This window comes from Streptomyces sp. C36 (assembly GCF_040932295.1).
GTDB lineage: Bacteria > Actinomycetota > Actinomycetes > Streptomycetales > Streptomycetaceae > Streptomyces > Streptomyces triculaminicus.
In genome coordinates, this window is record NZ_JBFQGI010000001.1 from 162,371 (window position 1) to 187,813 (window position 25,443).

The 25,443-nt window shown below is 71.5% G+C and carries 25 protein-coding genes; 18 read left to right on the plus strand and 7 right to left on the minus strand.

What is annotated here, in order from left to right:
• Nucleotides 1-109: 109 nt before the first annotated feature.
• Nucleotides 110-706 carry a cysteine hydrolase family protein gene (locus AB4K12_RS00690; RefSeq protein ID WP_368432243.1) on the minus strand — a complete coding sequence of 199 codons (597 nt, stop codon included), beginning with the start codon at nt 704-706 and terminating at the stop codon, nt 110-112.
• A gap of 95 nt (nt 707-801) precedes the next feature.
• On the opposite strand from AB4K12_RS00690, the gene AB4K12_RS00695 reads away from it, so the two are divergent.
• The 7 genes from AB4K12_RS00695 to AB4K12_RS00725 all read left to right on the plus strand — a co-directional run bounded on the left by AB4K12_RS00695 (nt 802) and on the right by AB4K12_RS00725 (nt 7,763).
• The gene (locus AB4K12_RS00695; protein ID WP_368432244.1) at nt 802-1,815 is read left to right on the plus strand and encodes a GlxA family transcriptional regulator; all 1,014 of its coding nucleotides are present in this window, start codon (nt 802-804) and stop codon (nt 1,813-1,815) included.
• Between the two features lie 68 nt (nt 1,816-1,883).
• A complete protein-coding gene (locus AB4K12_RS00700) occupies nt 1,884-2,393 on the plus strand; it encodes an O-acetyl-ADP-ribose deacetylase (protein ID WP_368432245.1) in 510 nt (169 codons plus the stop codon).
• A 278-nt stretch (nt 2,394-2,671) separates the two neighbouring features.
• On the plus strand, nt 2,672-5,008 hold the full coding sequence (locus tag AB4K12_RS00705) for a nitrate- and nitrite sensing domain-containing protein (RefSeq protein WP_368432246.1): 2,337 nt from the start codon (nt 2,672-2,674) through the stop codon (nt 5,006-5,008).
• Nucleotides 5,005-5,409: a roadblock/LC7 domain-containing protein gene (locus AB4K12_RS00710; RefSeq protein ID WP_086572254.1), complete on the plus strand. Its 405-nt coding sequence runs from the start codon at nt 5,005-5,007 to the stop codon at nt 5,407-5,409. The genes AB4K12_RS00705 and AB4K12_RS00710 overlap by 4 nt, the downstream gene beginning before the upstream one ends.
• A complete protein-coding gene (locus AB4K12_RS00715) occupies nt 5,409-5,777 on the plus strand; it encodes a DUF742 domain-containing protein (RefSeq protein ID WP_368432247.1) in 369 nt (122 codons plus the stop codon). Before AB4K12_RS00710 ends, AB4K12_RS00715 begins: the two co-directional genes overlap by 1 nt.
• A complete protein-coding gene (locus AB4K12_RS00720) occupies nt 5,764-6,354 on the plus strand; it encodes an ATP/GTP-binding protein (protein WP_368432248.1) in 591 nt (196 codons plus the stop codon). Before AB4K12_RS00715 ends, AB4K12_RS00720 begins: the two co-directional genes overlap by 14 nt.
• A gap of 143 nt (nt 6,355-6,497) precedes the next feature.
• Nucleotides 6,498-7,763, plus strand: a complete 1,266-nt coding sequence (locus AB4K12_RS00725) for a serine hydrolase domain-containing protein (RefSeq protein ID WP_368432249.1) — start codon at nt 6,498-6,500, stop codon at nt 7,761-7,763.
• Nucleotides 7,764-7,827: 64 nt separating this feature from the next.
• Here AB4K12_RS00725 and AB4K12_RS00730 read toward each other — a convergent pair whose 3' ends face one another.
• Entirely contained in the window at nt 7,828-8,709 is an 882-nt protein-coding gene (locus AB4K12_RS00730; protein ID WP_368432250.1) for a YwqG family protein, read from the minus strand.
• 170 nt (nt 8,710-8,879) lie between these two features.
• Between AB4K12_RS00730 and AB4K12_RS00735 the strand changes: the two genes are divergently transcribed.
• A complete protein-coding gene (locus tag AB4K12_RS00735; RefSeq protein WP_368432251.1) occupies nt 8,880-10,067 on the plus strand; it encodes a phosphotransferase family protein in 1,188 nt (395 codons plus the stop codon).
• Here AB4K12_RS00735 and AB4K12_RS00740 read toward each other — a convergent pair.
• A complete protein-coding gene (locus tag AB4K12_RS00740; protein ID WP_368432252.1) occupies nt 9,969-10,223 on the minus strand; it encodes a hypothetical protein in 255 nt (84 codons plus the stop codon). The two genes, AB4K12_RS00735 and AB4K12_RS00740, sit on opposite strands and share 99 nt — an antisense overlap.
• A gap of 157 nt (nt 10,224-10,380) precedes the next feature.
• Between AB4K12_RS00740 and AB4K12_RS00745 the strand changes: the two genes are divergently transcribed.
• From AB4K12_RS00745 to AB4K12_RS00760, 4 genes are read left to right on the plus strand one after another with little or no spacing between them, the layout of a single operon-like run.
• Nucleotides 10,381-10,923 (plus strand): RNA polymerase sigma factor, encoded by a 543-nt coding sequence (locus tag AB4K12_RS00745; RefSeq protein ID WP_368432253.1) that lies wholly within the window; start codon nt 10,381-10,383, stop codon nt 10,921-10,923.
• Entirely contained in the window at nt 10,907-11,641 is a 735-nt protein-coding gene (locus AB4K12_RS00750) for a hypothetical protein (protein WP_368432254.1), read from the plus strand. The genes AB4K12_RS00745 and AB4K12_RS00750 overlap by 17 nt, the downstream gene beginning before the upstream one ends.
• Before the next feature lie 44 nt (nt 11,642-11,685).
• On the plus strand, nt 11,686-12,732 hold the full coding sequence (locus tag AB4K12_RS00755; protein WP_368432255.1) for an ROK family protein: 1,047 nt from the start codon (nt 11,686-11,688) through the stop codon (nt 12,730-12,732).
• Between the two features lie 11 nt (nt 12,733-12,743).
• The gene (locus AB4K12_RS00760; protein ID WP_368432256.1) at nt 12,744-13,790 is read left to right on the plus strand and encodes an ROK family protein; all 1,047 of its coding nucleotides are present in this window, start codon (nt 12,744-12,746) and stop codon (nt 13,788-13,790) included.
• A gap of 104 nt (nt 13,791-13,894) precedes the next feature.
• Here the strand turns inward: AB4K12_RS00760 and AB4K12_RS00765 are convergent, their stop codons facing one another.
• Nucleotides 13,895-15,340: a glyceraldehyde-3-phosphate dehydrogenase gene (locus tag AB4K12_RS00765; protein WP_368432257.1), complete on the minus strand. Its 1,446-nt coding sequence runs from the start codon at nt 15,338-15,340 to the stop codon at nt 13,895-13,897.
• A gap of 105 nt (nt 15,341-15,445) precedes the next feature.
• Nucleotides 15,446-15,835: a DUF488 domain-containing protein gene (locus AB4K12_RS00770; protein WP_368432258.1), complete on the minus strand. Its 390-nt coding sequence runs from the start codon at nt 15,833-15,835 to the stop codon at nt 15,446-15,448.
• Between the two features lie 212 nt (nt 15,836-16,047).
• Here AB4K12_RS00770 and AB4K12_RS00775 point away from each other — a divergent pair, with 212 nt between their 5' ends.
• The 5 genes from AB4K12_RS00775 (at nt 16,048) to AB4K12_RS00795 (ending at nt 21,955) form a co-directional block, all read left to right on the plus strand.
• Nucleotides 16,048-16,974 (plus strand): NADP-dependent oxidoreductase, encoded by a 927-nt coding sequence (locus tag AB4K12_RS00775; protein WP_368432259.1) that lies wholly within the window; start codon nt 16,048-16,050, stop codon nt 16,972-16,974.
• A 34-nt stretch (nt 16,975-17,008) separates the two neighbouring features.
• Complete coding sequence (locus AB4K12_RS00780; protein ID WP_368432260.1) at nt 17,009-17,950, plus strand: AraC family transcriptional regulator; 942 nt, start codon at nt 17,009-17,011, stop codon at nt 17,948-17,950.
• A gap of 385 nt (nt 17,951-18,335) precedes the next feature.
• On the plus strand, nt 18,336-19,763 hold the full coding sequence (locus AB4K12_RS00785) for a family 2B encapsulin nanocompartment shell protein (protein ID WP_368432261.1): 1,428 nt from the start codon (nt 18,336-18,338) through the stop codon (nt 19,761-19,763).
• Nucleotides 19,764-19,797: 34 nt separating this feature from the next.
• Complete coding sequence (locus tag AB4K12_RS00790) at nt 19,798-21,033, plus strand: family 2 encapsulin nanocompartment cargo protein terpene cyclase (RefSeq protein WP_368432262.1); 1,236 nt, start codon at nt 19,798-19,800, stop codon at nt 21,031-21,033.
• 64 nt (nt 21,034-21,097) lie between these two features.
• Entirely contained in the window at nt 21,098-21,955 is an 858-nt protein-coding gene (locus tag AB4K12_RS00795; protein WP_368432263.1) for a geranyl diphosphate 2-C-methyltransferase, read from the plus strand.
• A gap of 69 nt (nt 21,956-22,024) precedes the next feature.
• On the opposite strand, the gene AB4K12_RS00800 is transcribed toward AB4K12_RS00795, so the two are convergent.
• Nucleotides 22,025-22,285, minus strand: a complete 261-nt coding sequence (locus AB4K12_RS00800; protein WP_368432264.1) for a UBP-type zinc finger domain-containing protein — start codon at nt 22,283-22,285, stop codon at nt 22,025-22,027.
• A 195-nt stretch (nt 22,286-22,480) separates the two neighbouring features.
• Here AB4K12_RS00800 and AB4K12_RS00805 point away from each other — a divergent pair, with 195 nt between their 5' ends.
• Complete coding sequence (locus AB4K12_RS00805) at nt 22,481-24,223, plus strand: pyruvate dehydrogenase (RefSeq protein ID WP_368432265.1); 1,743 nt, start codon at nt 22,481-22,483, stop codon at nt 24,221-24,223.
• Nucleotides 24,224-24,265: 42 nt separating this feature from the next.
• On the opposite strand, the gene AB4K12_RS00810 is transcribed toward AB4K12_RS00805, so the two are convergent.
• The gene (locus AB4K12_RS00810) at nt 24,266-25,411 is read right to left on the minus strand and encodes an XdhC family protein (protein WP_368432266.1); all 1,146 of its coding nucleotides are present in this window, start codon (nt 25,409-25,411) and stop codon (nt 24,266-24,268) included.
• Nucleotides 25,412-25,443 lie beyond the last annotated feature (32 nt).

Below are 25,443 nucleotides of genomic sequence, written 5' to 3' on the forward strand. Positions count from 1 at the left end.
CCGCGTCAAGAAGCGGTTTTCGCCACCGGGCCGGAAAGGGGGCTCCGTCCTGATCGGGACCGCGGCGGGCCGGGAGGAGCGCCGCTCCTCCCGGCCCGTCATGTGCCGCTCAGCCCTTGGCCGCCTCGACGAGCTCCGCCGTCGGGACGATCTCGGCGAACCCGCCGCCCTGGAGGTTGACGGCGGTGGCGTAGGCCAGCTCCCGGGCGGTGAGCCGGTACCCCTCCGGGCCACGCAGATCGAAGGTGTGGGTGGCGTCCAGCGCGAACAGCACCTCGTAGCCGAGGTTGCCGCCCATGCGGGCCGTGGTCTCCGCGCACATGTTGGTCTGGATGCCGGTGACGACGAACTGCCGCACGCCCTGCGCCTCGAACCACTCGCGCAGGTCCGGCGTGCCGTAGAAGGCCGAGTTGACCGTCTTCGTCACGAACAGCTCCGCGCCCTCGCCCCGGCCCCGGCGCTCCTCGACGAAGTCCTTGAGGTCGTTGCCCTCCTGGCCGGGGCGCAGCGGCGAGCCGGGCTTGGGGGAGTCGTGGCGTACGAACACCACCGGCCGGCCGGTCGCCTGCCAGGCGTCGATCAGCGCCGCGATGTTCGCCTCCGCCTCGGGGTTGTCCCTCGGGCCCCAGTGCTCCGCCTCGTCGAAGCCCTTCTGTACGTCGATGACGATCAGTGCCGCGTTGCCGTGAATCTCTCGCTTGTTCATGACCACGATCCTGCCGTCGGCGAGAGCGCCCCGACAGTGGCAGGACTGCCGGGGTTCGATGGCTTTCTGCCACCCGGCCGGGGCATACTCCATGCATGCCGTCGATGCCGCCCTACCGCGTAGCCCTGCTCGCCTTCCCCAACATCCGGGCCTTCGACGTCTCGGTCATCACGGAGGTGTGGGGCACGGACCGCACCGACCGCGGCGTGCCGCCCTTCGAGCTGCGCCGCTGCGCCGCCGACCGCGCACCGGTCCCCATGCCCGGCGGCCTCAGCCTCGCCCCCGACCGCACGCTCGCCTGGCTCGACCGCGCGGACCTCGTGATCGTCCCCGGCCTGGTGGACCCGCTGCTGCCCGTCCCGCCTCCGGTGCTCGACGCCCTGCGGCGCGCCCACGCGCGCGGTGTGCCGGTCGCCGCCCTGTGCGCCGGCGCGTTCGCCCTCGCCCAGGCCGGGCTCCTCGACGGCCACCGCGCGATCACCCACTGGACCCTCACGGACCTGCTGCGGCGGCAGCACCCCGCGGTGAGCGTCGTGCCCGACGCCCTCTTCATCGACGCCTCGGCGGACGCGGACGCGGACGCCACGCCTGGAGCGCCCCTTTGGACGTCGGCCGGCACCGCCGCCGGCATCGACCTCTGCCTGCACCTCGTGCGCACCCACCACGGCGCCGAGACCGCCGCCACCATCGCCCGCTCGATGGTCACCGCGCCCTTCCGCACCGGCACCCAGGCGCAGTTCATCGAGCGCCCCGCCGTCGCCCGCGACCGCGACGCCGACGCCCTGGCCGGCGTGCGCGAGTACGCGCTGCGCCACCTCCACGAGCCGCTGACCGTCGGCGCGCTGGCGACCCGGGCCGGCATGTCCGCCCGCTCCTTCGCCCGCCACTTCACCGCGACCACCGGCGTCACCCCCGCCCGCTGGCTCCTCGACCAGCGCCTGGCCGCCGCCCAGCGGCTCCTGGAACGCACCGACCTCGCCATGCCCGAGATCGCCCGGCGCGCGGGCTTCGGCAGCGAGGTGACCATGCGCCAGCACTTCGCCGCCCGGCTGTCCACCAGCCCGCGCGACTACCGCGCCGCGTTCTCCCCGTCGTACTCCGGCTCGTAGTCGGTCCAGGACGCGCCCGTCGACCGTCATGGGCCCGGCCGGACGCCCGGTGGCCCGACAATGCCCCCATGGTCCACATCACCTTCGTCCAGGGCGACATCACGCGGCAGCAGGCCGACGCCATCGTCAACGCGGCGAACTCCTCGCTCCTGGGCGGCGGTGGCGTCGACGGCGCCATCCACCGCGCCGGCGGCCCCGCGATCCTCGACGCCTGCCGCGACCTGCGCGCCTCCCACTACGGCAAGGGCCTGCCGACCGGCCACGCCGTCGCCACCCCCGCCGGCCGCCTCGCCGCCCGCTGGGTCGTCCACACCGTGGGCCCGGTGTACAGCGCGGACGAGGACCGCTCCGAGCTGCTCGCCTCCTGCTACCGCGAGTCGCTGCGCGTGGCGGACGAACTGGGGGCGAGGACCGTGGCGTTCCCGGCCATCTCCACCGGCATCTACCGCTGGCCGATGGACGACGCGGCGCGCATCGCCGTGGAGACGGTGCGGCAGGCGGAGACGGCGGTGGAGGAGGTCCGCTTCGTCCTCTTCGACGAGCGGGCGTACGAGGCCTTCGCCTCGCAGGCGAGCTGACGCACGTCTCCGCTGCGCACCTCTCCGCCGCGTCCCGCCGACCTCGGCGTGCAATCCGCTCGATCTACGGGCGCAGTCGACAATCGCCGCAACCGGCGATGAATCCCCCTTGAGTGCCTGTATCAATCCTGCACGTCAACCTCAACCGCTGTTCCTGGAATTGGCTGGTTATGATCGGCATCCAGTGCGAGATGGCCGGCTGTGTTTTACGAGGACTGATGACTCCCACAGGATCCGAAGGCCCGGGCGAGCCGGTACGAAGAAGCCGACGACAGCCCGTGCGCCTGCGTACCTTGCTCGTCTGGCTCGCGGTGGTGCCCACCGTGGCGATGGGCGTCCAGGTTCTCATCAGCTCCGATCGTTCGGTGCAGGAGGCCCGGCACCTGCGCAAGGACGTGGTGGCCGGCCGGCAGACCGGCGTGCCCCTGTACCGGCTCATGACCGCACTGCAGTCCGAGCGCGGGATCACCGCCGCGTGGTGGTCGGGCATGCCCGTGTCCGGCGCCGATCTGCGTGAGCGTCGGGCCGACACCGACCGGGCCGTGGCCGTGTTCCTGAAGTCGTCGGACCCCGATCAGCTCCATTCCGACCGGGCGCAGGACCGCCTCCGCGATGTCGCGCGGCGACTGGCCGACCTGGGCGCCCAGCGCGAACGCGCCGACGCACGCCACGGCAGCCCGGACGACGCCGTCGACTACTACACCGACGTGATCAGCGGAACGATCCGTTGCTATGGAGACTTCAACCACGTCGACGACGGCGGGCTCACGCAGGAGGGGACCTCCCTCGTCACCCTGTTCTCGGCGGCGGAGGTGGTGGCTCGCGAGAACGCCATCCTCGCGCTGGCGGGCCCCTCCGGAAAGCTGACGTCCACCAGGTTCGGTGAATTCGTCGAAGCCGTGGGCGCGAGCGACTACTTGTACGACACGGTCGCCCTCGATCTCCCTCTCGACGACCAGGACGCCCTCCAGCGGATTCTCACCTCGAACGCCTGGCAGACCAAGTCCCGCATCGAGAACGCGATCGTCTCCGAGCACCGGGACGTCTCGTCCGGCGTCGTGCTGCCACCGGACGTCAGCGACTGGCGGGCGGCCTACAGCACCTTTTCCGCCCAGCTGAACACCCTCGACGAGAGCGAGCTGCAGGAGCTGCTCGCCCACTCCGACGACCGGGCGGCGGAGCTGGAGAACGAGGTCGCCCTGCTGGTGGCCGCAAGTGGTGCCGCCCTCCTGCTGGTCGTCGCCGTCGTGGTCTTCACCACGCGGTCGGTCCTGCGCCGCCTGCGCTCTCTCCACGACCGCACGGTGGCGATCGCCGAGGAGACCCTCCCGGACGTCGTGGACCGCCTCCAGCGCGGAGAGGCCGTCGGCACCGACGCACTGCCGCAGCCGCGGGGCGAGCAGGACGAGGTCGGACGGGTCAGCGACGCCTTCGCCCGCGTCGTCGCCGTATCCGTCGAGGGACACCGGAAGCTCGCCGACGAGCGACAGGGCTTCAGCGTGTTCGCCTCCGGTATCGCCGCACGGACCGGCAACCTGGTCAGCCGGCAGCTCGTCCTCACCGAGCACATCCAGGACACCTACGGTCAGGACGAGGCACTCCTCGCCGAGCTCATGAGCTCCGATCAGCTCACGGTGGGCATGCGGCGGCAGATCGAGAACCTGCTCATCCTGGCGGGTGGCGAGATCTCCGACCCCCACATGGAGCCCATGCGCATCGCCGACCTGCTGCGCGAGGCGGCCGCCGAGGTCGAGGACTTCCGGCGCATCGACCGGCACGCCATGGACGAGACCAGCGTGGAGGCCGGCGTGATCAGCCAGCTCAGCCACCTCCTGGCGGAGCTGCTGGACAACGCCACGCGCTTCTCCCCGCCGACGGCGAGGGTCGCCATCCGGTCCGAACTGGTCGGCGACGGTCTCTGCATCGAGATCGAGGACCGTGGCCCGCGGGTGACCGCCGAGAAGTACGAGGAGATGAACGGCCGACTGCACTCGGCCCCGCCGTACTCCGTACTGGCCCGCGACGCGCAACGGCTCGGCCTCTTCGTGGTCGGCAACCTCGCCGACCAGCTCGGGGCGACGGTCACGCTGCGCCGGTCGGCGTTCGGCGGAACGTCCGCCGTAGTGATCGTCCCGGGCGAGCACCTCGTGCCGGCCCAGGAGAACACCGCGATGCCGGCCCAGGAGAACACCGCGGTGCCGGCCGAGGAGAACACCGCGGTGCGCGGGCGGGCGAAGGAACCCTCGCCCGTGGCGCGGCCCGCTGAGGAGCGGCGGCCGAAGCTCGTCGCGCGGCAGCCGGCCGGTGATCCGGCCGGCGACCCCGATCCCGGCACGTCGGGACTGCCCCGCCGCCCGCGGAAGGAGCAGGTGCGGCAGACCGGGAACACGGCGCCGGAGACACCGCCCCCGTCCGGCTCCGGGGACGCCCCCGGCCGGCCGGCTCTCCCCGAGCGCGTCCCCCAGACCCACATGACCCAGCGGCTCCGCGAGCCGCGTGCGGCCGAACCCGTCGGCCAGGACGCCGCCACACCCGAAGAGGTGGCCGACGCCTGGGCGGACTACGAAGACAGCACCAGGCAAGCGGAACTCGAGCTCCGACAGGACCAGTCATGACAACGACACAGAACGATGCGATCTACAGCATCCTGGACAACAACCTGAGCAGGATCGCGGGGATGCAGGGAGCCGTCCTGCTCTCCAATGACGGGATCAAGCTCAGCGCCTACATGCTGGAGCGGGACCAGGCCGAACGGGTGGCCGCGGCGGCCTCCGGTATCGCGTCCACCATGAAGGCCATCTCGCGGGAGATCGACGGCGGCGGAGTGATCCGCCAGCTCGTCGAGATGGACGACCGGTACCTGTGCATCGTCGGGTGCGGATCGGGCAGCACGCTGATCGTGGTGGCCTCCCGCAAGGCACGGCTCGGAGAGCTGGGCGGCGAGACGGTCCGCGCCGCGCAGGCGCTCGGAGAGTGGCTGGACACCCCCGAACGCTCACAGGCGCCCACGTCGTAATGGCGGCCGCCCCCCAGCCCGGACGGCGCCGCCGGACGCGGCTGTACGCCCTCACCGATGGGCGCACGGCCGCATCCCGGCATGGTCTGACGATGGACACCCTGATCACGGCGACCGATGACGCCGGTCACGGTCACGGCAGCCTGCCCACGGAGTGGCGGGAGATCCTCACCATGTGCCCGGCGCCGAACGGCCGGGCGGTCGCCGAGATCGCCGCCCGGATGCGGATGCGTCTGACTCCCATGGTGGTCCTGCTCGGCGAGCTGCTGGAGCGCGGTCTGATCCGCCACCGGCCGCCGCTGGACGCCTCCGAGACCTCCAATGTCCACCTGCTCATGAAAATCAGGGACAACCTTGCCCGCCTTTGACACCGCCGCATCGGAAGCGTCCCCCGTCAAGATCCTCATAGCCGGGGGCTTCGGAGTCGGCAAGACGACTCTGGTCGAAGCGATCTCCGAGATCGATCCGCTGCGCACCGAGGAGCGGCTGACGTCCGCGGGCGTCGGGGTCGACGACCTCGACGGCATCGAGAGCAAGACGGCGACCACGGTCGCGCTGGACTTCGGCCGCATCACCCTCACCGACGCCGGAGTGGTCCTGTACCTCTTCGGCACACCGGGCCAGGAACGCTTCTGGTTCATGTGGGACGACCTGCTGCACGGGGCGCTCGGGGCGATCGTCCTGGTCGACACCCGGAGGCTGGACCGCAGCTTCGCCGCCGTCGACTTCTTCGAGAGCCGCGGCCTGCCGTTCATCGTCGGCGCGAACTGCTTCAACGGCGAGCAGTCGTACAGCACCGAGGAGATCAAGGCGGCCCTGCACCTGAGGGATCCGGAAACCCCCGTCCTCCTGCTCGACGTCCGCTCCCGGGAGGACGTCCGCGGCTGCCTGCTCGCGCTGCTGGACCGGCTCCTGGCCCAGGCGCGCGTCACCGCGCCCGTCTGACCGCGCCCGTCTGACCGCGGACGGCGGGCCCGGTCGTACGAGCAGCCGACCGGCGAATGGCCCGCGTGGGGGAACCGGCTTAGGATTCGTGTGGGTTTCTTTGGATTTCCTCCGATTTCTTCCTCAACGGTTGGAGTCAGCCCATGACGCATTCGTGCATACGGTTGCGCAGGGGGGCCGTGACCACCGTGGCGGTGGGGATGCTCGCGGTGCCGGTCGCGGGAGGGGCAGCGGCCGCGGTGCCGGCGTCTGTTCCCGTCGCCGTCAGCACCGCCGCACCACCCGCGCCGCCCCCTTCCGCCCCGGCGCCCGGGGGCGATTTCCGGGAGCTCACCCCCGCCGTGGTGCGGCAGCTCGACGAGGCTGTGCAGCGGGTCATGCGGGAAGCCGGCGTACCCGGGGTGAGCGTGGGGTTGTGGACGCCCGACAAGGGGCGCTACGTGCGGTCGTTCGGGGTCGCCGACAAGAGCAGTGGCCGGAGGATGACGCCGGACCTGTACACGCGGATCGGCAGCGAGACCAAGACGTTCACCGTGACCGCGCTCCTGAAGCTCGTCGACCAGGGGGTGGTGGGCCTGGACGACCCGATCGGCAAGTACGTCGAGGGCGTACCCAACGGGGACGGAATCACACTGCGCCAGCTGGCGGGGATGCGCAGCGGGCTCTTCAACTACTCCGAGGACGAGGACTTCTACAAGGCGCTGACGTCCGATCCACGGCGTCCGTTCACGCCCCGGCAGCTGCTCGACTACTCCTTCAAGCACCCCGTGCTGTTCTCGCCGGGCGAGAAGTTCTCCTACTGCAACACCAATCTCATCCTGCTCGGCCTGGTCATCGAGAAGGCCGGTGGCGCTCCGCTCGGGGAGTTCATCCGGAAGAACGTTCTCGCCCCGGCCGGTCTGCACGACACGCTCTTCCCGGTCGGCGCGGAGTTCCCGAACCCGCACGCGCAGGGGTACACCGACCAGACCGCGAGCGGACAGGTCGAGGACGCCGCCGACTGGAACCCCTCCTGGGGCTGGGCGGCCGGCGCGATGATCTCCGATCTGCAGGATCTGCGGGTATGGGCGCCCACGGTCGCCACGGGTGTCCTCCCCGACGGCCGGAGGTTGATCAGCCCCGCCACGCAGAAGCAGCGGCTCACCATGGAATCCACCACGATCCCGGGCGCCGGGTACGGCCTCGGCATCTTCGACGTCCAGGGCTGGATCGGGCACAACGGTTCGCTGCCGGGCTACGAGTCGCTGACCATCTATCTGCCGGCGGCGCGGGCCACCCTCGTCGTGGTGCTGAACACCGACATCGACCATGACGGTGCGGAACCCAGCACGCTCTTCGGCGAGGCCATCACGAAGATCGTCACGCCGGGGAACGTCTTCGACCTGCCCGCGCAGCCCGCGGCGAGGTGACGTCATGACGCTGCACTGATGGTCGCGTGCGCAAGGCTCTGACCGGTGGGGCGCGGCCCGCCCGTCAGCCGCACTGCCAGGTGAACATCGCGCGGTCGAAGCGGCGTTCGGCGAGGTCCTGGGGGCGTATGAGCCAGTAGAGGGAACCGAGATCGCCCCACATCATCCCGGCGTCGTCGTCCGAGCCGAACTGGGCGAGCAGCACCCAGCGCAGGGCCTCCTCCGGGATCCGCGGGTCGTTCCACGGCGGGCCGCCCAGCACGCCATGGGCGACCTCGGTCTCCACCTCGTCCTGGTCGGGGCTCGCGTGGCCGCCGATCCGGTGCAGGTATCCGGGGTGGTCCTCCATGGCCTCCCGGAAGTCCTCGTCCCACAGCGGATGGTCGTCGGGCATCGGCTCGAACTCCCCGTAGACCACCGGATGCCAGGGATACGGCGCCGTCGTCTCCACCCATGTCGTCAGCGGCACGTGGCGGTAGGGCCGGAGTCCCTCCGGCGCCGTCCGCTCGGTGACGGGGGCGCCCGCCGGTACGTACAGGACGCGCGCTCCCGCCCAGCTGTCGGGGTCACGGGGATGGACCATCGCGCGGCCGTCGTCCAGCTGCCCGTCGAAATAGAAGAAGGCCAGCGTGCCGTCGGCCGGCAGGGCGATGTCGAGGGAGTCGGAAGGGAGCAGGGCACAGTCGACCGAGGCGATGAAGGAGAGCGGACCATGTCCCTCCCACACCGGCCACTCCTCGTCCTCCGGCAGCTCCGGCAGGCCGCCGAGCCGGCCGACGACGGACCTCGGACCCGGCTGCGCGTCCGCTTCCGTGGCTGCCTCCATGTCCGTGGCGTTGGCCAGGGCCAGGCCCGGCCGCAGCAGGCTGATCCACCGCGCGGCGATCCCGGCGGGCAGGTGCTCGTGGGCGAGCGTGTGGAGCGCGTCGGTGGTGTCCTGTGTCATGGCGACCATGATGCACGGGGCCACTGACAACGGGCCGCCCGCGTGGGCGTATCCGCCGGCTCGTACGTAACGCGGGAACCGGCCGTCACGTTAATCCGCGCGGCGGGGGCGACCGGATCGGCCACCGGGCCCCCGGCCGCCAGGCCCCGGACCACAGACATGGAGCAGGCATGCCCGTACCGCTGCAGCGTGATCCCTGCCGCACCCGCGAGGCGATCACGCGATGGCTGGCCGACCGGTTCCCCGGGGAGGGAACCCCCACGATCGGCTCCCTGAGCACCCCCGTCGAGACGGGGTTCAGCGGGCAGACGCTGCTGTGCGACGCGAGATGGGACCGGCAGGGCCGGAGCACGGTCCGGCCCCTCGCCATCAGGGTGGCTCCCGTCACCCACAGCCTGCTGCCGGAGTCCCCGTGGGGCCGTCAGGTCAGGCTTCAGGAACTGCTGGCCGGAACCGACGTACCGGTGGCCAGGGTTCACGGCAGCGAACCCTCCGGCGAACTCCTGGGCGCCCCCTTCGTCGTCATGGAACGGATCGACGGGCGGGTGCCGGGGGACATCCCCTCCTACCACCGGTCCGGCTGGCTGGCGGAACTCCGCCCGCCCGACCGCGCGCAGGTCTGGAACGGCGGTCTGCGGCTGATGGCGAGGCTCCACCGCCTGGAACCCGGCACCCTGGACCTGTCCTTCCTGGACGACCCCGCCCACGGCGGGGCCTACGGTCCCGTCGGCATTCGCCGCCAGTTCGGCGAATGCCTGGCGCATCTCGGGTTCTACGGTGTCCAGGACGATCCCGTCGTCGCGCGGGCCGCCGACTGGCTGCGGGAGAACCTCCCGGAGGAGCCCGACCCGCCGCGGCTGCTGTGGGGCGACGCCCGCATCGGCAACATCATCTACGCGGGACAGACGCCGGCCGCCCTCCTGGACTGGGAGATGGCCACGCTCGGCGCACCGGAGAGCGACCTGGCCTGGTACCTCTTCACCGACCGCTACCTGAGCGAGGGCCTGGGCCTGTCACGGCTCCCCGGCCTGCCGGGACGGCGGGAGACCGTCGCGACGTATGCCTCCCTCCTCGGCCGTCCACTGCGCGACCTCGCCTTCTACGAGGTCTTCGCCGCCTTCCGGTTCAGCCTGCTCACGTCCCGGGTCACGCGCCTGATGACGAGCACGGGCATCCACTGGTCGGGTGGGCGTACGCCCTACCTGCGGTGTGCGGTCCTGCTCGCCAGGGTGCTGGACGAGGTCGGCGACGGGACCTCCTCACCCGTCGGCCCGGGTGTCGAGGACGCCGAGGACGAGGTGCAGGGTCGCCACGACCGCCGCCAGCACCCCGGCCACCACGGTGACCAGGACCGATGACGTCATCAGGTACGCGCCGCAGACGCTCACCGTCATGCCGTCGACGAGCGCCACGACCTCCGTGGGGCTCGGCCGGCGATTCGGGCCGACGACCGGGCCTGCGGGGCCGGTGGGGTCGGTGTCGTCGGTGTGCCAGGTGCCGGTATCGCGCCTCATGAAGGCCTCACCTTCCTCGGGGCTTTAAGGAAGAAGGGGCGGAAGGCACCGTTCTCGTGCAACTTCCGTCCGAGGGACCGGTGCCGTCGCCGGCCTTTGCACAATGCCGGCCCCTCGCGGCCCATAAGGGTGTGACCGACGCAGAGGAGGTGGCCGCGTGAGCCCCCAAGGAGATCACGGGGCCTTACCCGCCGAGTTGCCGGGATTCGCCGTCTTCTTTACGGCGGAGTATCCACGAGTCGTCCATAGCCTGATGAGAGCCGGGGCGACCTATGAGGAAGCCGAGGACGCCACGCAGGACGCCATGCACGAACTCCTGCGCTCATGGCCGGACTGCAAGAATCCCGCGGGCTGGGTCCGCACGGTCGCCTGGCACGCGTACTGCAGGAAAGCCGAACGCAACCGCAAACGACTGGCACTGGAATCGCGGAACGCCCGGCTCGCGCGAGAGACGCCGGCCGGCCGTTCCGAACCGGGCGAGCACGAAAAGGTGGTGGAGATCCTGCGGGGTCTCCCCCCTCGGCAGGGACAGGTCCTGGCCCTGCATCTGGACGGTTACACCGCACAGGAAATAGCCGAGCTCATCAGCGTGAAGGCGAGCACCGTCCGCAGCAATCTGCGGCACGCCCTCGCCACGCTGCGCGGCTCACTGGAGAACTACGAGAATAAAGAGGGAGGGTCGCATGTCAGCATGGGATGAGCGGGGTCTCGCAACGCGCGGGACCCAGCCGAAGGCCGCCAGAGATACCACGGCGTACGTACACCCGGCGTTCGAACGTTTTCTTCTGGCCGTCGAGGCCGACGTCGAGAGCCGGCTCACCCCGGGCGAGGTGGAGGACCGGCTGCGACGCCTCGTCGGGTCCGGGACGGCGGAGACGTCCGAGAACCGCGCCCGGACGGCCGACGCGCCCGGCTTCGAGTCCCAGGCCGGCTGGGCCGCCTACGGCTACCGCGTCCTCCGGCTCTGGCTGTCGGCCGTCGCGACGACGGGCCGCCCCGGTGTGCGCCTCCGACGTGACGACATCGACGAGCTCGCGGTGGAGACGGTGGCGCGAGCACTGAACAGCTTCCGTGACCAGGCACGGCAGCAGCCGGTACCCGAACCGCAGGCGGCCGTCCCGGAGCTGAAGGCGGCGTTCCTCACCGAGTGCGTACGGCACCTCCCCTACGTCAACCGGAGCCGTCACCTCACAGCCGAGCGGGGCTCCTTCGACGAGTTCGAGGACACGGACGAAGCCGATCTCGTCGGCGTGTTGTGGGACTGCGCGACCACCGAGCACGCGGAGGAGCTGCGTCGCGTGGCCCGGGACGAGGACGGGGAGGGCGACGCCGACGAGCTCGTCACGCTGACGCCCATCGCCGTCCGTGCCGCGGTCCAGCGGTACCCGGAGGCGGTGGCCCCCGGATCGATAGCCTGACCTCTCTCCTGAGCGCACCACCGGACGCAAGGTGGCACATGAACGTGAACGACGTGAAAGTGCGGCAGGTACTGCGACGTTCGTACGAACTCGACCACGAGCGCTACGCGGTAGGCGTCGAACTCCAGCCGTACAAACTCACGGGGGTCGTCGTCGGGTCCGACGGAGTGGTGATGGCACGCGCCCGTCGGCATCTCACGGTCATGGAGTCGAAGGAGGTGGTCAAGCGCGTGGCGGAGCTGGCGGGCAATCTGGTCGACGACAGACTGGGCTGTGCGTTTCCCAGAAGCAGGGTGTGCGTGGGAGTCCAGGTGGGCGGCCCCGTCGATCCGGACACGGGCACGGTGCTCCACCTCGTCAACGGCCCCGACGACCACCGGCACGAGAAGCCGCCTCCGTACGAGTGGGTGCGCTACCCGCTCGGCGCGGAACTCGCCTCCATGATGGGCTGCGCGACGGCGGTGGAGAACGACGCGCACGCCTTCGCGGCGTACGAGCAGAGCCTGGGGGTGGGCCGTACCAGCGCGACGTTCGGGGTCGTCCTCGTCCGCGACGGCGTGGGCGCCGGAATGGTCGTACGGGGCGAACGGATCTTCGCCCCGATGGAGTTCGGGCACCTCCAGGTGTGGCAGAGGGGCCGGATCTGCGACTGCGGGATGCGGGGGTGCATCGAAAGCCAGGTCGGGAACCGGGCGTTGACCGCCGTGGTCAAGGAACGGACCGGCCGGGAACTGGACGGGCTGGAGGCGGCGGTCGCCCTCGCCGACGGCAACGACTCGCAGGCGGGCGAGGCGGCGGCGGCCTTCCGCAAGGCCGGTACCTCGATCGCCCGCGGCATCGCCACGCTCCTCACCACGTTCGGGCCGACGCACATGGTGGTCTACGCGGCGAAGGACCTCCTCGTCGGCGGCCCCGGGCACCGGGCGGCGAACTCCTTCCTCCAGGCCATGAGGAAGTTTCCCGCGCACACGTTTCACATCAGCAGGGACTGTCAGATCGTCACCAAACCGCTGGACGCCGTCCGTGGCGCGCACGGCGCCGCGCTGATCGCTCTGCAGAGTTGCTTCGACGTCCGGCTCCAACCCCGGTAGGAGTGTTCCCCATGCGCCCACGACCCCACGGTGACGGCCGGCTCTCGGTCGGACTCGACATCGGTGGCACGAAGATCGCGGCAGGAGTGGTCGACGCGGAGGGCCACGTCGTCGAACGGGTTCCCGCCGTGCCGAGCCCCACCGACCAGGCGGGCATCCTGAAGACCGTTTCCGTACTGGTCGAAGGCCTGCGCTCCCGCCATCCCGGGATCGTGGCCGTCGGCGTGGGAGCGGCGGGCCTGGTCCGCTGGCCCGAGGGCCGCATCCGGACCGCTCCCAACAACGCCTACCGCGATCTGCCGCTCCGGCGTCTGCTCCAGGAGTCCACCGGCCTGCCGGCCGTCGTCGACAACGACGCCAACGCCGCCTGCTGGGCGGAGTACCGCGCGGGGCACAGTGCCTCGTACATGGCGTTCATCACCGTGGGCACCGGTGTCGGCGGCGGCCTCGTCCTGGACGATCGCCTCTTCCGGGGCCGCACCGGGATCGCCATGGAGGTCGGGCACATGATCGTCGACCCGTACGGCACCGAACGCTGCGGCTGTGGCACCGTGGGCTGCCTCGAGCCCCTGGCCTCCGGGCGGGCGCTCGGGCGCTACGGCGGCGTGGCGGCCGCGGCCGATCCGGGCGGGACGCTGGCCACGCTCGCCGGCGGGCCCGACCGGGTGACCGGGGAGATGGTCTCCGCGGCCGCGCGCGCCGGAGACCCGGCCGCGTGTGCGCAGCTCGAGCGCCTCGGCCACTGGCTCGGCATCGGCGTCGCGACGCTCGTGAACCTTTTCGACATCGAGCTGGTGGTCGTCGGCGGCGGCGTCGCGGAGGCCGGCGACCTGCTGCTGGATCCCCTCCGCTCGAGCTTCGCCCGTTTCGTCACCGCCGCCGCCCACCGTGAGCTCCCGGACATCAGGCCCGCCCGCTTCGGGCCGGAGGCCGGGTGGATGGGGGCGGCCCTGCTGGCCCTCGACCACGACCTCGCCGACGACCTCGACCGTGACCTCGATCTCGACCTCGCCCACGACCTCGCCCACGACGAGGAGGACCCGGCCGGCGGGGCGTGAGGAACGACGAACCGCCGGACGGCCGTCACCTCGCACGAGGTGACGGCCGTCCGGCGGTTACCGGGCGCTTTTCAGGGCACCCGCGGCGGTCGGTCGGCCGCTGATCAGACCAGCGGGGCCGGGAAGGTGGGGTACTCCACCCCGGAGACGTGCTGGACGACCCGGATGACCTGGCAGGAGTAGCCGAACTCGTTGTCGTACCACAGGTAGAGGATCGCGTTGTCGCCGTCGACCTTGGTGGCGCCGGCGTCGACGATCGAGGCGTGGCGCGAGCCGATGAAGTCGCTGGAGACCGCGTCGGGGGCGCTGATGAAGTCGATCTGGCGCTTGAGCGGCGAGGTCAGCGAGACGTTGCGGAGGTAGTCGAGGACCTCCTCGCGGTTGGTCTCGCGTCCGAGCCGCAGGCTGAGGATCGCGATCGAGACGTCCGGCACCGGGACGCGGATCGAGCTGCCGGTGATCGGCGCGTCGAGGTCGGGCAGCGCCTTGGCGACGGCGGAGGCGGCACCGGTCTCGGTGATGACCATGTTGAGCGGCGCCGAGCGGCCGCGACGGTCGGAGCTGTGGTAGTTGTCCAGCAGGTTCTGGTCGTTGGTGAACGAGTGGACGGTCTCCACGTGGCCGCGCAGGACGCCGTACTCGTCCGCCATCGCCTTCAGCGGCGGGACGATCGCGTTGGTGGTGCAGGAGGCGCAGGAGATGATCTGCTCGTCCGGCTTGATCATGTCGTGGTTGACGCCGTGCACGATGTTGGGCACGTCACCCTTGCCGGGGGCGGTCAGGACGACCTTGTCGATGCCGGGGCGCAGGTGCTTGGACAGGCCCTCGCGGTCGCGCCACTTGCCGGTGTTGTCGATCAGGATGGCGTTCTTGATGCCGTACGCCGTGTAGTCGACCTTCGTCGGGTCGTCGGAGTAGATCACCGTGATCTCGTGACCATTGGCGATGATCTTGTTGTTCGCCTCGTCGACGGTGATCGTGCCCTGGAACTGCCCGTGGATGGAGTCACGGCGCAGCAGCGAGGCGCGCTTGACGATGTCCTGGCCCGCACCCTTGCGGACGACGATGGCGCGCAGTCGCAGGCCGTTGCCGGAGCCGGCCTTCTCGATGAGCAGGCGGGCGAGGAGGCGGCCGATGCGGCCGAAGCCGTAGAGGACGACGTCGCGCGGCTCGCGGCACTCGATCTTGTTCTCGCCGGTGGCGCCGGCGACGGCCTCGGCGGTGAAGTCCGCCACCGACAGACCGCGGCCGTCGGCCTTGTAGGTCGCGGCGAGCATGCCGATGTCGATCTGGGACGGGCCCAGGTCGAGCGTGGTGAGCGCCTGCAGGAACGGCAGGGTCTCGGTGACCGACAGCTCCTCACCGGCTATCTGGCGGGCGAATCGATGGGTCTTGAGGATGCTGACCACCGACTTGTTCACCAGGGAGCGGCTGTGGACCAGGACGGTGACGTCCTGCTCCCGGTGCAGCTTCCCGATGATCGGGATCATCGACTCCGCGATCTCCTCGCGGTTCTTCCAGTTTGTGAACGAGTCTTCGTTGACAGTCACAGGTCCATCTTTCGAGCTAGGCGGCGCTCATATGCTAACCCCACACTCTTTTGACCATTCAAGCGGTCAGCTCTGAGAGGGATGCCACACTCGGGCGGTATCCAGTTATTTGTCCCTGTCTGTCCCTGCAGTATTCCGGGTCAGCACCCCCTGGAGCACGGCCGCGGCGCTGATGTCGCTGTCCTTGGTCGCCGTCAGGAGGGTGAGAGTCCTGTGCCGGGCCAGCTCGCCGAGGTGCCGCAGGGCCGCCGTGTGGTCCGCGTCGCGCAGTTCCGCGCGATAGCGGCGGGAGAATTCGTCGAAGCGGGCGGGGTCGTGCCCGTACCAGGTGCGCAGCTCGGTGGAGGGCGCGACGTCCTTGCACCACTCGTCGAGCGCGGCCGCTTCCTTGCTCACGCCGCGCGGCCAGATGCGGTCGACCAGCACCCGGCCGCCGTCCGCCTTCTCGGGCGGGTCGTAGACCCTGCGCACCCGCACCCGCCGTGATCGTTCCACGGACCCATCGTCGGTCCCGGGCAGGCGGGATGCACCCCGGGGCGCACTCAGGGACGCCTTCGGAGCGGGATGGCCGAGCGTCCCGGCCATCAAGACGATGGGACATCTTTCGAAGACTCGGAGATATTCATCGGCTCGTTGGATCTTCCTAGTGTTGGGGACATCAACCACCGGGGACGCCACCCCGGACCACCAGCAGGGGAGAGACCACCATGCGCGCTGTCATCCAGAAGTCCTTCGGAGGCCCCGAGGTCCTGGAGGTCGTCGAGACCGACCGGCCCACCCCGCTCGGCGGCGAGGTCCTCGTCCGGGTCCACGCCAGCGGCGTGAACCCCGTGGACGTGGCCGTCAGGTCCGGCGCCTACCCGCTGCTCGGCGAGCCGCCCTTCGGCGTCGGCTGGGACATCTCCGGCGTCGTCGAGGAGGCCGGGCCCGGTGCCCGCTTCAAGCCGGGCGACGAGGTCTTCGGCATGCCGTTCTTCCCGCGCGCCGCCACGGGCTACGCGGAGTACGTCGCCGTCCCGTCCCGCCAGGTGGCCCGCAAGCCCGCCGCCCTCGACCACGTGCACGCCGCGGCCGTCCCCCTCGCCGCGCTCACCGCCTGGCAGGGCCTGGTGGACGCGGCCGGACTCGCCGAAGGACAGCGGGTGCTGATCCACCGCGCGGCCGGCGGCGTCGGTCACTTCGCCGTGCAGATCGCCAAGGCCCGCGGCGCCCACGTGATCGCCATGGCGAGCGCCCCCAAGCACGACTTCGTGCGGAGCCTGGGCGCCGACGAGGTCATCGACTACCGCACCACCGACTTCACCGAGGCGGTCAAGGACGTCGACGTCGTCTTCGACTCCTCGTCCGAGGGCGTGCGTTCCCTCGCCGTCCTGCGCCCCGGCGGCACGCTCGTGAGCATCATGGAGCACTGGAACCAGGAGCTCGCCGCCCGGGTCGAGGCCGCCGGCCGCCGCTTCGCCGGCGTCAGCGTCGAACCCGACTACGCCTCGCTGGAGGCCATCGCCGCCCTCGTGGACGCCGGTCGCGTCCGGCCCCACGTCGCCGCGACGTTCCCGCTGGCCGAGGCCGCCAAGGCGCACGAGGCGGTCGAGTCGGGCCGGACCCAGGGCAAGATCGTCCTGACCGTCGGCTGACACCGGACATGAAGAGGAAAGAGGGGGAACGGCGTTGGACATCCTGACCGAGGCGCTGAGCTCGATGCGGACCGGGCGACCCACGTCCGTACGCACCCACGGCCGCGCGCCCTGGGGCCTGCGCCTTCCCCCGGTGGCCGGCGCCGGCTTCCACGTGGTGCTCTCTGGCACCTGCTGGATCGTGCCCCTCGGCGACGCGCCCCATCTGAAGCCGATCGCCCTCGGCCCGGGTGACGTGGTCTTCCTGCGCGACGGCCGCGGGCACATCCTCGCCGACCACCCCTCCACGCCGGCCGAAGTGGAACGGCCCGAGCAGTTCCGGCCGGGATCGCCCATCGGCACGGTCACGATCGGCGGCGACGGCCCCCGCACCAGCCTCCTGTGCGGCAACTACCACCTGGACCAGGGGCGCCCCCACCCCCTGGTGCGCCAGCTTCCCGAGATCGTCCACCTGGCCGCCGGCAACGGCCGCCACCCCGAACTGAGCGCCGCCGTCCAACTCCTCGGCGCGGAACTGGAGAACCCCCGCAGCGGCTCGCACGGCATCGTCCCCGCGCTGATCGACGCGCTGCTCCTCTACATCCTGCGCGCCTGGCTCGAGGACCGGCCGCCGACGGCGGCCAAGGGCTGGGCCGACGCACTCGGCGACCCGGCGGTCGCCCCGGCCCTGGCCGCCGTCCACGAGGACCCGGCCGCCCCGTGGACCGTCGAGTCGCTGGCCGAACGCGCGGGGCTGTCCCGCGCGGCCTTCTCCCGTCGGTTCACCGCCCTCGTCGGCGAGCCGCCCATGGCCTATCTGACCCGCTGGCGCATGACGACCGCCGCCAAGCTGCTGCGCGAGTCCGACGCCCCGCTCACGACCGTCGCGGCCCGGACCGGCTACGGCTCCGAGTACGCCTTCGCCAAGGCCTTCAAGCGGGAGTACGGCCAGGCCCCCGGCGGCTACCGCCGCACGTCCGGCACCGCCGCCGCCTGAGCTTGCCGCGCGCGTGCGGCATTTAGCCCACGGGGCAGGTTCCTGTCGAACCTGACGGATCGTTATCAGCCGCCTCGATCACCGGCCGTACGGCGTCAGGGGCGGCGCGAAAATCCCTGATTCGGCGCGGCCGAAAGAGAGGAATTCACGCCAAAACGGCCCTTGTCTCCGCCCCCGGTCCGGCGGGGCGTCGCCGAATCCGGGGCGGGGGGTGCGCGCCCCCGTCCGCTCGATGGCGTGAACACGTTGTTGCCGCCCTGGCAATGTCGACCAACATCATTAAGCGCTGCTTCACTTGCGCGGCGGGAGCTCCTTGTCGCCCGATCGGGCGACTGTGAGGGGCTCCCTCTTGACGCATGCGCCCAGAGGGAAGGGACCACCGCCGATGGCGACCGCAGCGCACCGGCAGCAGCCGGAGCAGCCCGAACAGCAGGCGGCACGAGCCCAGCTCAGCCTGGGGATCGACGCCGCGCGGAACCTCGCGACCACCACCAAGAGCGTCCCGCAGATGCAGGGCCTCAGCTCGCGGTGGCTGCTGCGCATGCTGCCCTGGGTGGAGGTGAAGGGCGGCACGTACCGGGTCAACCGGCGCCTGGCGTACGAGGTCGGCGACGGCCGCGTCACCTTCGTCCAGGACGGGGCCGCGGTCAGGGTCGTCCCGGCGGAGCTGGGCGAACTGCCGCTGCTGCGCGGGTTCCACGACGGCGAGGCGCTGCGGGCGCTGGCCGAACGCTGCGGGCAGCACGAGTACGCGCCCGGCGAGGTCATCGCCGAGCGGGGCCGGCCCGTCGACCGCGTCTACCTGATCGCGCGCGGCAAGGTGGAGAAGGCCGGCACCGGAAAGTACGGCGGGGAGATCCGGCGCGGCGTGCTGGCCGACGGCGGATTCTTCGGCGCCGAGGCGGTGGCCGACGAGCCGGGCGCGTGGGAGTTCACGGCGCGCGCCATGACGGCGTGCACCGTCCTGGCCCTGCCCCGGGCCGCGTACGAGGAGGTCGCGGGCCGCCACCAGCGGCTGCGCGCCCACGTCCGGCAGCGCCAGGCCGAGCAGGCGCGGCCGCGGAACAGGAAGGGTGAGGCGAACATCGACCTCGCCGCCGGCCACACCGGCGAGCCGGTGCTGCCCGCCACCTTCGTCGACTACGAACTCGCCCCCCGCGAGTACGAACTGAGCGTCGCTCAGACCGTCCTGAGGGTGCACACCCGGGTCGCCGACCTCTACAACGACCCGATGGACCAGGTCGAGCAGCAGCTGCGGCTGACCATCGAGGCGCTGCGCGAGCGCCAGGAGTCCGAGCTGGTCAACAACCGCGAGTTCGGCCTGCTGCACAACGCCGACCACAGCCAGCGCATCTCCACCCACTCCGGGCCGCCCACCCCCGACGACATGGACGAGCTGCTGAGCATGCGGCGGGGGACCAAGGCCTTCTTCGCCCACCCCCGGGCCATCTCCGCCCTCGCCCGCGAGTGCAACAAGCGGGGGCTGTCCTTCGACAGCGCCGACATGGGCGGCCACCCGGTCCCCGCCTGGCGCGGCGTGCCGATCCTCCCCTGCGGCAAGATCCCCGTCTCCGACGAGGGCACGTCCTCCATCCTCGCGATGCGTCTGGGCGAAGATGCGCAGGGAGTGGTCGGCCTGCGGCAGACCGGCATCCCCGACGAGTACGAACCGGGCCTGAACGTACGGTTCATGGGCATCAACGATCAAGCCCTGATCTCCTACCTGGTGAGCACGTACTATTCGGCAGCCGTTCTCGTCCCGGACGCGCTCGGTGTCCTGGAGAACGCCGAGGTCTTCCACACCCCGTCCTGACGGGCACCACCCCCGGAACGGAGAGAAGTCACCTGTGTCATTGCTGTCCCGGATCACCGCGCCCACGGCCGGTCACGACGTGGCGCGGCTCGTGGCGACGTTGCTCACCCACCATCCCGGTGTTCACCGTTCCGCGCCGAAGGACCTGCCCGGAACCCGCCTTGACCCGGTGGGCGCCCGCCTGCCCACCGGGCCGACGGGGCTGGGCACCGCCGCCGCCCGCATCCCGGCCCGGAAACCGGCCGGAGGCAGCGTCTCCGCTGTACCGGCCGCGGGCGGCGCCTCCGGTGACCCGGCCGAAAGCGGCACCTCCGGCGTCCCCGAGCTGTACTGCCCGCCCGCGCTCCGGGACGACCCGGCGCTCGGCCGGGAGGTCAACGACCGGCTGGTGGCATGGGCCGACGAGGTCGGTCTCTACGCCGGCCGCCTCGACCGCGTCCGGGCGGCCGACTTCGGTCGCCTGATGATGCTGGCCCACCCCGACACCGACGATCCGGACCGGCTGCTGGCGGCGGCCAAGTGCGCACTGGCGGAATGGGCCACGGACGACTACTACTGCGACGACGAGACCATGGGCTCCCGGCCCGAGCTCCTCGGCTCGCACCTCGGGCTCGCCTACCCGGTCGTCGACCCCGCGCACCTGCCGGCCCGTTACGTCGCCGCCTGGGAGCGGGAGGTGAGCGCCGACCCGGTCAGGGTCGCCCTGCGCTCGGGCCTCGAGCACCTGTCCCGGTACGCGGAGCCGTCCCAGGTGGCCCGGCTGCGGCACGAGATCGCCGTCCTCTTCGTCGGCTACGGCCAGGAGGGCTCCTGGCGTTCCCGTGGCCACATGCCCGGCGTCCACGAGTACCTGTCCCACCGTCAGATGAACAGCTTCCTGCCCTGCGTCGCCCTGACCGACGTGGTGGGCGGTTACGCGCTGACCGCCACCGAGTACGCCGACCCGCGCGTGCGCCGTGCCGTCACGATGGCCGCCACCGCCGCCACGCTCGTCAACGACCTGTACTCGATGACCAAGGAACACGACTCCTCGGGCGTGGAGTTCAACCTTCCCATCGTGATCGCCGAGGCGGAGCGTTGCTCGCCGCGCGAGGCGATCGAGCGCAGTGCGGAGATCCACGACGAGCTGGTGCGCGCCTTCGAGGCGGAGGCGGCGGCCCTCGTCCTCACCGGCTCGCTCCCACTCCGCCGGTTCCTCGCGGGAGTGTGGGCCTGGCTCGGCGGCAACCGCGAATGGCACGCCGGCAGCCCCCGCTACAACGGCGCGTAACACCGCCCCTCGCCCTCTTCTTCGTCACCGCACCCCTCCCCACGCATGCAGTAAGGAGCATTCCATGACGACCACGCCCGCCCCCGCCGGCGTCCTGCGCACCGCCTACCAGAAGTCGGTCGCGGAGTACTGGAACAACGAGAAGGACCCGGTCAACCTGCGTCTGGGCGACGTCGACGGCCTCTACCACCACCACTACGGGATCGGCGACTACGACCCCTCCGTCCTGGAGGGCCCCGAGGAGACCCGCGACGCGCGCATCATCGAGGAGCTGCACCGGCTGGAGTCGGCCCAGGCCGACGTCCTCCTCGACCACCTGGGCCCCGTCGCCCCGGACCAGCGCCTGCTGGACGCCGGCTGCGGCCGGGGCGGCACCAGCATCATGGCCAACGCCCGCTTCGGCTGCCAGGTCGACGGCGTCTCCATCTCCCAGTCCCAGGTCGACTTCGCCAACGGCCAGGCCGCCAAGCGGGGCGTGGACGACAAGGTCCGCTACCACTTCGCCAACATGCTGGACACCGGCTTCCCCACCGGCGCCTTCCAGGGCATCTGGAACAACGAGTCCACCATGTACGTGGACCTGCACGAGCTCTTCTCCGAGCACGCCCGCCAGCTCGCCTACGGCGGCCGCTACGTCACCATCACCGGCTGCTACAACGACGTGACGGGCGGCCGCTCCAAGGCCGTCAGCCGCATCGACGAGCACTACACCTGCAACATCCACCCGCGCAGCGCCTACTTCAAGGCCATGGCCGCCAACGGCCTCGTGCCCATCAACGTCGTCGACCTCACGGCGGCCACGATCCCCTACTGGGAGCTGCGCGCCCAGTCCTCCCTCGCCACCGGCGTCGAGGACCCCTTCCTGACCGCCTACCGCGAGGGCAGCTTCCACTACCTGCTCATCGCCGCCGACCGCGTCTGACCCAGGGCCCACGGCCCACGGCCCATGCCCCACGCGGATCCGCGGCGTCCGGTGCTCGCCGCGGATCCGTCAGACCATGGCCTGGTGGACGTAGCACCAGCGCCAGTCCTCGCCCGGTTCGAAGGACTGGGCGATGGGGTGGCCGGCTTCGGCGGCGTGGAGGCCGGCGTGCTTGTTCGGGGAGGAGTCGCAGCACCCCACGTGTCCGCAGGTCAGACACAGTCGCAGATGCACCCAGGGTGAGCCGATGCGCAGGCACTCCTCGCAGCCCTGGGGGGTGCGGGGGGTCACGGGGCGCACGAGCTCGAGGTGCGGGTCGGGTCGCGTCATGGCGGTTCCTTCTCCGAGGATCTCCAGCCTGACAGCGCGAGGTCCCCGCGGCAATCCGAGGCCGGTCCGAGGGGCCGTGGGCCGTGAGCCGTGTGCGGGTGCACCGCCAGGTGTTCTGTGGATGGATGGGGGCAGGGGCGGGGAGACCGGCCGGTGCCGGTCGCGTACGACCGCGATCCGGGAGGAAGGGTTCCCATGCCGAAGGAGACGGTGGCCGAGCAGTTCGTCGGCATCCTGGCGCGCGCCGGGGTGCGCAGGCTCTACGGGGTCGTCGGGGACAGCCTCAACCCGGTCGTGGACGCCGTACGCCGCGACGCCGCCATCGACTGGGTCCAGGTCCGCCACGAGGAGGCCGCCGCCTTCGCGGCGGGGGCGGAGGCCCAGCTGACCGGCAAGCTGGCCGCCTGCGCGGGCTCCTGCGGGCCGGGCAACCTGCACCTCATCAACGGACTCTACGACGCCCACCGCTCCATGGCCCCCGTGCTCGCCCTGGCCTCGCACATCCCCAGCGGCGAGATCGGCACCGGCTTCTTCCAGGAGACCCACCCCGACCAGCTCTTCCGCGAGTGCAGCCACTACTGCGAGCTCGTCTCCAGCCCCCGGCAGATGCCACGGGTGCTGCGGACCGGCATCCAGAACGCCATCGGCCGCGGCGGCGTCAGCGTCATCGTGCTGCCCGGCGACGTCGCGGGCGAGCAGGCCACGACGCCCGCGAGCGAGCACGCGCTGGTCACCGCCCGCCCCTCGGTACGGCCCGGCGACGCGGAGATCGACGCGCTCGCCCGGATGGTCGACGAGGCGGGAAAGGTGACGCTGTTCTGCGGCAGCGGCACGGCGGGCGCCCACGAGGAGGTCATGCGGTTCGCGGAGCGGGTGAAGGCCCCGGTCGGGCACGCGCTGCGCGGCAAGGAGTGGATCCAGTACGACAACCCCTACGACGTGGGCATGAGCGGCCTGCTCGGCTACGGGGCCGCCTACGAGGCCACCCACGCCTGCGACCTGCTGATCCTGCTGGGCACCGACTTCCCGTACAACGCCTTCCTGCCGGACGACGTGAAGATCGTCCAGGTGGACGTGCGGCCCGAGCACCTGGGCCGGCGGTCCGCGCTCGACCTCGCGGTGTGGGGCGACGTCCGCGAGACGCTGCGCTGCCTGACGCCCCGGGTACGGGTCAAGAGCAGCCGGAAGTTCCTCGACAAGATGCTCGCCAAGCACGCCGACGCCCTCGAGGGGGTCGTCAAGGCGTACACGCGGAAGGTGGAGAAGCGCACGCCGATCCACCCGGAGTACGTGGCCTCCGTCCTGGACGAGGAGGCCGCCGACGACGCGGTCTTCACCGTGGACACCGGCATGAACAACGTATGGGCCGCCCGCTACCTCACCCCCAACGGCCGCCGCCGCGTCATCGGCTCCTTCACCCACGGCTCGATGGCGAACGCCCTTCCCCAGGCGATCGGGGCGCAGTTCCTCGACCCGGGCCGGCAGGTCGTCTCCATGTCCGGTGACGGCGGGTTCACCATGCTGATGGGCGACTTCCTGACGCTGGTCCAGTACGGCCTGCCGGTGAAGGTCGTGCTGTTCAACAACTCGTCGCTGGGCATGGTGGAGCTGGAGATGATGGTGGGCGGCCTGCCGTCGTACGGCACGTCCAACCACAACCCCGACTTCGCGGCCATCGCCACCGCGGCCGGCGCGTACGGGGTGCGGGTGGAGAAGCCGAAGCAGGTGCGGGGCGCCCTGCGGGACGCCTTCCGGCACCGGGGACCGGCGCTGGTGGACATCGTGACCGACCCCAACGCCCTGTCGATCCCCCCGAAGATCACCGCGGACATGGTGAGCGGCTTCGCCCTTTCGGCGGGAAGGATGGTCCTGGAGGGCGGCGTGGGACGGATGGCCCAGATGGCGCGCTCCAACCTGCGCAACATCCCCCGCCCCTGAGCTCTGGTGAACCTCCCCCGGGGTTGTGGCACGGGAGCCCGGTCACGTGGGGCGTCGGCCGTGGCACAGGGCCGCGCCCTCGCGGTGGATGGGGGCGCCGGTGCCGGTGAGGGGGCGTCCGGTGCCGCCGTGGCGTGCGGCGACGATCTCGCTTGCGATGGACAGGGCGGTCTCCTCGGGGGTACGGGCGCCCAGGTCGAGGCCGATGGGCGACCGCAGACGCGCCAGTTCCGCCTCGGTCAGGCCCGCCGCGCGCAGGCGCCGCAGGCGTTCGTGGTGGGTGCGGTGCGAGCCCATCGCGCCCACGTAGGCGACGGGCAGCCGCAACGCCCGTTCCAGCAGCGGCACGTCGAACCTGGCGTCGTGGGTGAGCACGCACAGGACGGCGCGCTCGTCGAGGCGCTGGGAGTCGAGGTAGCGGTGGGGCCAGTCGACGACGACCTCGTCGGCCTGCGGGAAACGTTCCTTCGTGGCGAAGACGGCGCGGGCGTCGCACACCGTCACCCGGTGGCCGAGGAACGCGCCGACGCCCGCGAGCGCGGCGGCGAAGTCGACCGCACCGAAGACGATCATGCGGGGCGGTGGAACGGCGGTCTCGATCAGCAGCGTCCTCGCCGGCCCGTACCGCGAGCCGTCGTCGCCGACACGGACCGTCGACGTGCCGCCGGAGGCGAGCATCGCGCGCGCCCGGACGGCGGCCGCGCCCTCCAGCCGCCCGTCGCCGCCGAGCGAGCCCGTCGGCGGGCCGTCGGGCCTGACCAGCAGGGCATGACCGGCGCGGTCGGCGGGGCCGTCGAGGGCCCGGACGAGCGCCACCGCCTCGCCCCCGGCGGCGGCCGTCAGCGCGGCGGCGAGCGTTCCGGCGCCGGGCGCGCCCGCGCGGACCGGGGTGACGAGGACGTCGATCGCACCGCCGCAGGACAGGCCGACCGCGAAGGGGTCGTCCTCGTCGTACCCGAAGCGCTCGAGCACGCTCTCGCCGGTGGCCAGCGCCTGGCGGCACAGGTCGTACACCGCCGCCTCCACGCATCCGCCGGAGACGGATCCGGCCGCCGTGCCGTCGGCGTCGACGGCGAGGGTGGCGCCGGGCCGCCGGGGGGTGCTGCCGTCGGCGGCCACCACGGTGGCGACGGCGAAGTCACGCCCTCGCGCGCACCACCGGCTCAGCTCGGGGGCGATGTCCAGCACGGTTGACGCTCCTGGTGTCGACGTCCGCGGGC

Excerpts from the sequence above, each read along its gene's own strand:
- AB4K12_RS00690 (WP_368432243.1), bottom strand. The coding sequence starts at position 706 with ATGAACAAGCGAGAGATTCACGGCAACGCGGCACTGATCGTCATCGAC.
- AB4K12_RS00695 (WP_368432244.1), top strand. The coding sequence starts at position 802 with ATGCCGTCGATGCCGCCCTACCGCGTAGCCCTGCTCGCCTTCCCCAAC.
- AB4K12_RS00700 (WP_368432245.1), top strand. The coding sequence starts at position 1,884 with ATGGTCCACATCACCTTCGTCCAGGGCGACATCACGCGGCAGCAGGCC.
- AB4K12_RS00710 (WP_086572254.1), top strand. The coding sequence starts at position 5,005 with ATGACAACGACACAGAACGATGCGATCTACAGCATCCTGGACAACAAC.
- AB4K12_RS00715 (WP_368432247.1), top strand. The coding sequence starts at position 5,409 with ATGGCGGCCGCCCCCCAGCCCGGACGGCGCCGCCGGACGCGGCTGTAC.
- AB4K12_RS00725 (WP_368432249.1), top strand. The coding sequence starts at position 6,498 with ATGACGCATTCGTGCATACGGTTGCGCAGGGGGGCCGTGACCACCGTG.
- AB4K12_RS00730 (WP_368432250.1), bottom strand. The coding sequence starts at position 8,709 with ATGACACAGGACACCACCGACGCGCTCCACACGCTCGCCCACGAGCAC.
- AB4K12_RS00735 (WP_368432251.1), top strand. The coding sequence starts at position 8,880 with ATGCCCGTACCGCTGCAGCGTGATCCCTGCCGCACCCGCGAGGCGATC.
- AB4K12_RS00740 (WP_368432252.1), bottom strand. The coding sequence starts at position 10,223 with ATGAGGCGCGATACCGGCACCTGGCACACCGACGACACCGACCCCACC.
- AB4K12_RS00750 (WP_368432254.1), top strand. The coding sequence starts at position 10,907 with ATGTCAGCATGGGATGAGCGGGGTCTCGCAACGCGCGGGACCCAGCCG.
- AB4K12_RS00760 (WP_368432256.1), top strand. The coding sequence starts at position 12,744 with ATGCGCCCACGACCCCACGGTGACGGCCGGCTCTCGGTCGGACTCGAC.
- AB4K12_RS00775 (WP_368432259.1), top strand. The coding sequence starts at position 16,048 with ATGCGCGCTGTCATCCAGAAGTCCTTCGGAGGCCCCGAGGTCCTGGAG.
- AB4K12_RS00785 (WP_368432261.1), top strand. The coding sequence starts at position 18,336 with ATGGCGACCGCAGCGCACCGGCAGCAGCCGGAGCAGCCCGAACAGCAG.
- AB4K12_RS00795 (WP_368432263.1), top strand. The coding sequence starts at position 21,098 with ATGACGACCACGCCCGCCCCCGCCGGCGTCCTGCGCACCGCCTACCAG.
- AB4K12_RS00800 (WP_368432264.1), bottom strand. The coding sequence starts at position 22,285 with ATGACGCGACCCGACCCGCACCTCGAGCTCGTGCGCCCCGTGACCCCC.
- AB4K12_RS00805 (WP_368432265.1), top strand. The coding sequence starts at position 22,481 with ATGCCGAAGGAGACGGTGGCCGAGCAGTTCGTCGGCATCCTGGCGCGC.